This is a genomic window from Microvirga massiliensis (genome assembly GCF_001006805.1).
Taxonomy (GTDB): Bacteria; Pseudomonadota; Alphaproteobacteria; order Rhizobiales; family Beijerinckiaceae; genus Microvirga; species Microvirga massiliensis.
Genome location: NZ_LN811372.1, coordinates 3,895 through 6,173, shown reverse-complemented (window position 1 = coordinate 6,173; position 2,279 = coordinate 3,895). Strand labels below are relative to the sequence as shown.

4 protein-coding genes are annotated in these 2,279 nt (G+C 66.4%); 2 read left to right on the top strand and 2 right to left on the bottom strand.

Translation table 11 applies throughout. From position 1 onward, the window contains the following. Positions 1-353: 353 nt before the first annotated feature. Positions 354-566, top strand: coding sequence for a hypothetical protein (locus tag BN1233_RS39750; protein ID WP_046869212.1), 213 nt, complete (start codon positions 354-356; stop codon positions 564-566). A gap of 13 nt (positions 567-579) precedes the next feature. Here BN1233_RS39750 and BN1233_RS39745 read toward each other — a convergent pair whose 3' ends face one another. Next, entirely contained in the window at positions 580-825 is a 246-nt protein-coding gene (locus BN1233_RS39745; RefSeq protein WP_046869211.1) for a hypothetical protein, read from the bottom strand. Between the two features lie 217 nt (positions 826-1,042). On the opposite strand from BN1233_RS39745, the gene BN1233_RS47955 reads away from it, so the two are divergent. Then, the gene (locus tag BN1233_RS47955; protein WP_147707809.1) at positions 1,043-1,243 is read left to right on the top strand and encodes a hypothetical protein; all 201 of its coding nucleotides are present in this window, start codon (positions 1,043-1,045) and stop codon (positions 1,241-1,243) included. A 188-nt stretch (positions 1,244-1,431) separates the two neighbouring features. Here the strand turns inward: BN1233_RS47955 and BN1233_RS39735 are convergent, their stop codons facing one another. After that, positions 1,432-1,773, bottom strand: coding sequence for a hypothetical protein (locus tag BN1233_RS39735; RefSeq protein WP_147707808.1), 342 nt, complete (start codon positions 1,771-1,773; stop codon positions 1,432-1,434). Positions 1,774-2,279: the final 506 nt, after the last annotated feature.

The following is a 2,279-nucleotide window of genomic DNA, read 5'->3' as shown; positions in this document are numbered from 1 at the left end:
GCCAACTCACCGGCCAGGATCCCAGCGCCTGGAGCTTCGAGGTCGAGGCCCGACCGTTCGGCGAAAGTTGGTGAAAGATCCCGCCAGCTTCGGATCGGCCGAGGCCGTGAGGGTCCGTGGGTCACGCGCGACTTCCCGCTGGCGCCCGACACCGTCCTCGCGGGCCGGACGCCCTTGCAGTCCTTTCAGGAAGGTGATCGAGACGCAGTGCTGCGCCTGGTCCGTGCGAGCCAATGCAACGGCTTCAGGTGAGCAGGCCCCGCTCCCTCCGAGCCTGGGCGGGACCATGGAACCGCGGCTATGATCGAGCATTGGCAGGTTCGAAGGGGTAGAGTCCGGATGCGGAGCCCATCATGGCGATCGAGGACGACCCGCTGTTCCAACACGCCGAGACCGTTCTGGCCGAGACGGCGCGGCTCCGCGCGGCGCATGAGCGATTCCGGGAGCAGGTCGAGCGACGGCTCGAGCAGATGAGGCAGGTCGAGGCGGAACTCGATCCACTCCTGTCGCACCCGCCTGCCGAGATGAGAGCAATCTGGAGGCTCCACACCGGCGAGGACTCGTGATCCGAAAAGCGCCCTAGCAGGCCTCCGGATCAGGCGGCTGCGCCCGCGCGATCGCGTCTGCGATGAGCTGCCGATGGACGCGCCAGGTCTCCATGGTCTGCTCGAAGTTGCGGAGCAGTTTGCGGGCTTCGGTGGTGTCGCGGCCCTGCGCGGTCTGGTCCTCGATCAGGAGGATCAGGTCGGTGATCCGCCGCTCGCCCTCGGCGAGGTGCCGATCGGCCGCGTCGAGATCCAGGCGCTCCTGCTCGAGGTCGGGCATTAGGACGCCCCTCGGCCATGCAGGCGGGAGCACGGGGTCTCTCAGCCACCGGCGCCTACGGGTCGGATCTGCCAGTGATGGCAGCACTATGCGCCCGTTCGGGTGCACGTCCAAGCACGGCCGGGTTAATGGCAAAGGCCCTTTCTTTGGAATCGTGAACGATGGCAGCCTCCGGCCGTTGGTGAGCTGGTGTGATTCGCAAGAGGTGCCTGCGATCGTGCACATTCCCCGCTACGACAAGGCGGCCGAGTATCGCCGCAGGGCCGCGGAGGCCCGCGCCGCAGCACAACAGATCTCGTTGAGGGAGGCCCGCGCGCAGCTCCGCAGAATGGCCGAGCACTACGAGGCACTGGCAAAAGCCGAGGAGCACGAGGCCCGCAAAGTCGCTCCTATCCAGAGACCCAAGCCAGAAGCCTGATCGGGATCGGACGCCCTGGCGGAACCATCGCGGATGTCTCTGCTGCGGTGCTTCAAGTCGGATCCGGTGACTTCCGGCGCCCCCAGGACACGCGTTGTGCTTGCCGGGACATCCAGACCCGGTCGCGGAGAGAGGCAAGGAGGTTCCGCGCTCGCTGTGCCCGCTGACGAGCCTCCTCGCGAAGCTGCTCATTCTCGCGGAGAACCCGGTCGGCTTGGGCGAGGAGCGGGTCTGGAGAGCGCCGCTGATCCATGCGCCCGCTCACACAGAGAACCCGCCCTCGCGCTTTCACCCGGACTGGACAGAGAGCGGAGAGGAGTCCGGGCCGAGCCTTTCAGCGCCAGCTCAAAGCGATCGGCCCGCAGTGACCAATCCGCAATGCGTTCAAGGGAACAGAAAAGGCGCTGTCCGGTCAGGATGGCCTGAGCGGCGTCCTGGGCTTCAACCTCAATGGCGCGCTGCCGGATCTCCCGGCTCAGGCCGATGTCGTTGGTGACGGATTTCAGGAAGAGCATCTCAAAAGCCGGCATCGTTCCGCCTCCCTGCCCGGCAAGGATTGGGTGCAATTCGAGAGTGCCGCAGCGAACCGCATCGCGATCCAGTGGAGGACCGCCCCTGCCTTGATCAGGCCAGGGGCTAAACCACCTTTCGTGCGGACGGCGCTCCGAGCGCGCGCGGGCCGCGGTTCGGTCGGTGTTGCCGAACATATCTTATCATACGCCCTACCACCCGGCCGGGCATTCACGCAGGTTTACGGCGCCAGGTCGAAAGAGCCACCAGATCCGATGCGGCCCGTCTACCAGCCTCCGGCTCGATGTTGGCGGCACTCGCGCCGAATGCCGGGAGCCGCGACACAAACGACGTCGCGCGGGCAGCGTGGCCGAGGAGGCGCATTCCCGCTTCGACCAGAACTTCCGCCTTGGGTCATCACCGCTGCGGCCCCGAATCGGCCGCCCTGACGTGTCATCCTGAGCTGCTGACCAGCGCTCCTCATCCTGAGCTGCTGACCAGCGCTCCTTCTCATCTCAGGAGGTCT